The following is a 4,707-nucleotide window of genomic DNA, read 5'->3' as shown; positions in this document are numbered from 1 at the left end:
CCCCCCCCCCCCCCAACCTTTTGCCACCCCCCCCCCCCCCCCCCCCCCCCCCCCCTGGGGGCCCGCCCGGGCCCGGTCCGGTATTCGGGGGTCACACCCGACGAGAAGGGTGTGCGCGGCGCTACCGGCGTTTCCGCGGCGAGAGGACCAGCGCCACGCCCGCGACGATAGCCGCCGCGACGGCGATCCAGCCGATCGGGATCATGGCCGCGAACTCCCAGTGCGCCGGCCCGGTGAGCGCCCATACGCTCACCAGCAACGCCAGCAGTCCGGTCACGAACAGGCCGAGCGAGAACCGGCCGGAGCGCCGGGCGTCGGCCGCCGGGCCACCGGATGTCTCGTCCTGCGGTTTCGTAGTCTGCTCAGCCACGACGCACCTCCGCTTCACCCATCCGGACCTCCACATTCAGATTCAGCACCGGCGCGTCCCCGCCGGGACCGGTGAGCCCATCGGGGCAGTTCGCCTCACCCATCCGGACGGTGCAGTCGGTGCGCACATTCATGTTCTCCGGCACCAGCACCACGGCCTCACCCATCTGCACCGAGAGATCGACCGTCTTGTTCTCGGTCAATGCGATACCGCGCAGATCCAGGGTGCCCGACCCCATGGTGACCGCATATTCCGGCCGTATCTCGGTGGCCGAGGCGGGCGCCCAGGTGCGGTCGCCCATGGTGGAGTCCTGGAAATCAACCGGACCCACCGCCGCGGCCAGGATGACGAACGCCGCCAGTGGGGCGGTCACCAGCAGCAGGCCGTGCCCCCGGCGCCGGAAGGCACCGAGCATAAGCCCCAGGCCGATCACCGCCAGCGCGACGGCGGCGATCCGGCCCGGCGTCATCCAGTCGGACCCGGCCGCCGCCACCGCTCCGGCACCCGCCGCGGCCAGGATGGCCAGGCCGAGGACGACCGGGGTGAAACGGGAGCGAGGACCTTTCTCGGTCACGGTCGCCACCGGATGCGCCGGAGTGGGTTCGGGCAGGTCCCACGCCAGCGGTGCGACACCCAGCGGATCCCAGGCCGGCGGCGTGCGGTCGGTTGGTCCGGTGGACTTGTACATATCGATGGCCGGGCGGGGGGATGCCGGGCGATTCTCGCCGGGATCGTGGGCCGGGGCGGGGAAGGACTTCCGGCCGGAATGTGCGCCGGCGTGGGAAGCGGGGCCGTCCGCCACGTCGTTCGCCGACGTCACCGGGTCGGTCGACGTGGCCGGACCGGCTGTGCCCGGATCCGGTTCGGGGGTGGCCGACTGTGGCGGACCCGCATCGGGCGTGGTCGCGGGTCCAAGTATCGATACGGAGCCGGTCGCGCTCTGCACCGGGCCGCGCGGCCCGGTCGGCGGCATATCCGCATCGTCGCCGGTCGGCGGTTCCGCTGGGTTTTCCTCGGCGCGGTCCGGCCCGGCGGTGGCCGGCGTCTGGGGCGTGGCGGCGGCCGGGGGATTCTCGCCGGCCGGCGCCGGGTTGTCCGGGACATATCGGTCCGGCAGCTTCGTGTACGGCGTGTAGATGCCGGTGATGTGCGAGGTGTACGGATCCACTCCCGCCTGCGGGAAGGCGGTGCCGGGATATCCGGTCGTTCCCGGACCCACCGGTGCCTCGGTGCCGCCCGCGGGCAGCGGCGGCGGCTGCGGGGCCCGCATGTACAGCATCCACCAGCCCGCCAGCATCAGTGCCAGGGCGATGACGCCCGACCCGCCGAGTCCCACACCCACCGGGCCCATCGTGCTCACCGCAATGGCCAGCGCCACGATCAGCACGATCGTCTTGGTCTGGTTGTGCGAATCCGGCCGTTTGCGGCCGAGCGATTCCGCCATCGATGTGCCCTCGCCGGGTTCGGGGAACAGGAGCCACCCGATCAGGTACAGGACGATCCCGGCACCGCCGAAGATGGTGGACACCACGAACGCGACCCGCACCAGCACCGGATCGACGCCGTAGCGGTGCCCGACCCCGGCCGCCACCCCGGCGATCGGCCCGTGCCGGGGCAGCCGTGCCGGCCGGGTCTGCCACATCTGCTGGACCTGCTCACCGAAGCTGGTTCTCGTCATGACTTCATGGTCCGCTCGCCGTGGCGTTTCCCACATCGGGGTGAACCCTGAAACCGACCTGTATCTTCACTCCGCCGCTCCTCCGCTTCGCTCCCCCGCTCTGTCGCTCCAGAACGAGACGGCCCCGAACCACGGATGTGAACCGACGTGCGGGTGACCGGGTTCTCGGCGTTGTTGCAGCGTGTGTGGGGGTAGATGGGGGTGTTTCCCCATGGTCATGGGGTTGCGGGCGTGCCAGTATCGAGGGTATGTGCCCGTTCGGACCTGCCTTTTATGCCCGGGGCGTCACCCCTCCCGTGCTCGAACCGGGGGTCGAGGGTGGGCGGTTGGTGCGCCGGTCCGGCGGCCGGATCGTCGGCGGGGTGGCCGGCGGGGTGGCCGATCACCTCGGTATCGACGTGCTCAAGGTGCGGATGGCGTTCGTACTGCTGTCCGCGCTGGCCGGGGCGGGCATCGTCGCCTACGGGTTGCTGTGGATCTTCACTCCCGGAGGCGCGGACGACGCCCGGCCCTCGGGTACCGAACGCCGGCAGGCGATCGGCCTGGCGCTGCTCGGCCTCGGCTTGTCGGTGGCGGTGTCCTGGGCGTTCAGCGGTACCGCGGCCCGGGTGATCGCGCCGCTGCTGGTGATCGCGGTGGGTGCGGCGCTCGTCTGGCGGGAGTACGACGCCGACGGGCCGCGATCCCTGGTCGGGATACCGGCGAAACCGTCGGTGGTCACCTGGTCGCGGATCATCGCCGGGGTCACCCTGGTCGTCGTGGGCTTGGCGGTGGTCGTGGTATCGCAGGTCGATTGGGGTTCGCTGGGGTCGGCGCTGCTGGCGGTGGCGGCGACCCTGATCGGGGTGGGCCTGCTGACCGTGCCGCTCGGCCTGCGGATGATGCATTCACTGAACGCCGAACGCGCGGCCCGCATCCGTACCGAGGAACGCGACGAGATCGCCTCGCATCTACACGACTCCGTACTGCAGACGCTGGCGCTGATCCAGCGGCAATCCGGCGACCAGCAGGAGGTACTGCGCCTGGCGCGCAGCCAGGAACGGGAACTGCGCCGCTGGTTGTTCGCCGATTCCGGCCCCGCCGAGTCGAGCCTGGCCGCGGCCTTGCGCACCATTGCCGGTGAGGTCGAGGATCAGCACGGCGTGAAGGTCGCCCCGGTGACGGTGGGCGATGTGGCGATGGACGACGAGGCCAGCGGTTCCGGCCTCCCGCGCGAACATTTCACCGCCGTTCTCGGCGCCACCCGTGAGGCACTGGTGAACGCGGCCAAACATGCCGGTGTTCCCGATATCGACCTGTTCGCCGAGACCGAACCGCATCAGGTCAGCGTGTTCGTCCGTGACCGCGGTACCGGTTTCGACCCCGATTCGATTCCCGACGACCGGCACGGTCTCGCCCGGTCCATTCGGGCCCGTGTGGAGCGGCGCGGAGGGACAGTGGAAATCGTCTCGGCGCCGGGACGTGGCACCGAGGTGCGAATCTTCTTGCCCCGCACCGATTCCGGCACCGACGACGAGAGCAACGGCCGGGATCGTCCGCGGTCTCCGGAAAGCGCTCCGCCCGGTAGAACCCCCGAAGGCCTGCCGGCCGACCGCCCCGAGGCCGGGCACGAATCCGAGCCTGTCCGCGATACGTGGACACTCCGTGAGGAAGTTCGTTGACCGCCGATGACGGCTGGAAAGTGATCCGCTACCACGAATCCTTGCGGGGATCGCTTGCCGGGTAGTCGTGAGGCAGGACGGGCGCCGTGCCGATCCTGCTGAGTCGGCCCCGCGCACAGGTAGCCTCCGATGGGGGCCCGAGGCGGCGCCATCCATACACAGAAAGGGCGAGTGTGCGGGTTTTTCTCGTCGATGATCATGCGGTGTTCCGGTCCGGGGTGCGGGCCGAGTTGAGCCGGGAAACCGATATGGAGGTGGTCGGGGAGGCCGGGGGCGTGGCCGAGGCCGTGGCGGGTATCAATGCCGCGAAACCCGATGTTGTGCTCCTCGATGTGCATATGCCCGCCGGGGGCGGCGTGGCGGTACTGAACGGGATCGACAGCGGCCCCGTATGTCTGGCATTGAGCGTTTCCGATGCCGCCGAGGATGTGATCGCGGTGATCCGGGCAGGTGCCCGCGGGTATGTGACCAAAACGATTTCCGGAGCCGAACTGGCCGACGGGATCCGCCGGGTGGCCGGTGGCGATGCCGTATTCAGTCCGCGGCTGGCCGGTTTCGTGCTGGATTCGTTCACCGGGAAATCACCGGTCCCCGAGCCCCCGCTGGACCCCGAACTCGATTCGCTGACACCGCGGGAGCTGGAGGTTCTGCGACTACTGGCGCGGGGCTACACCTACCGGGAAATCGCCGAGAAGCTGTTCATCTCGGTGAAAACGGTGGAAACCCACGCCTCGAACGTCCTGCGCAAAACCCAGCAGTCCAACCGCAACGCCCTCACCCGCTGGGCCCACCGCCGCCGAATCGACTGACCCCCGAACCGCTTACCCCGGACTCGCCTACTCCCGGCCGGCATTCGTGGCATTCCAGGGGAACCCGTCGCGAAACCACCCCTGTTCCAAGCATCCGCATGGTTCACATCAGTGGTTCGGGGCCCGTCTCGTTCTGGAGCGACAGAGCGGGGGAGCGAAGCGGAGGAGCGGCGGAGTGAAGAACGAGAC

The 4,707-nt window shown here is 69.8% G+C and carries 4 protein-coding genes; 2 read left to right on the top strand and 2 right to left on the bottom strand.

Features of this window, described 5'->3' with window-relative positions; translation table 11 throughout:
• Positions 1-121: 121 nt before the first annotated feature.
• Both QH276_RS00570 and QH276_RS00565 read right to left on the bottom strand, forming a co-directional pair.
• A complete protein-coding gene (locus QH276_RS00570; protein ID WP_280406547.1) occupies positions 122-370 on the bottom strand; it encodes a hypothetical protein in 249 nt (82 codons plus the stop codon).
• On the bottom strand, positions 363-2,048 hold the full coding sequence (locus tag QH276_RS00565; RefSeq protein WP_280406546.1) for a PspC domain-containing protein: 1,686 nt from the start codon (positions 2,046-2,048) through the stop codon (positions 363-365). Before QH276_RS00565 ends, QH276_RS00570 begins: the two co-directional genes overlap by 8 nt.
• A gap of 248 nt (positions 2,049-2,296) precedes the next feature.
• Here QH276_RS00565 and QH276_RS00560 point away from each other — a divergent pair, with 248 nt between their 5' ends.
• Entirely contained in the window at positions 2,297-3,709 is a 1,413-nt protein-coding gene (locus tag QH276_RS00560; RefSeq protein WP_280402178.1) for an ATP-binding protein, read from the top strand.
• Between the two features lie 173 nt (positions 3,710-3,882).
• Positions 3,883-4,518 (top strand): response regulator transcription factor, encoded by a 636-nt coding sequence (locus QH276_RS00555; RefSeq protein ID WP_280402177.1) that lies wholly within the window; start codon positions 3,883-3,885, stop codon positions 4,516-4,518.
• Positions 4,519-4,707 lie beyond the last annotated feature (189 nt).

Origin of the sequence: Nocardia carnea (assembly GCF_029869215.1) — a bacterium.
GTDB classification, from domain to species: Bacteria; Actinomycetota; Actinomycetes; order Mycobacteriales; family Mycobacteriaceae; genus Nocardia; species Nocardia carnea_B.
This window is presented reverse-complemented; position numbering and strand designations above follow the sequence as displayed.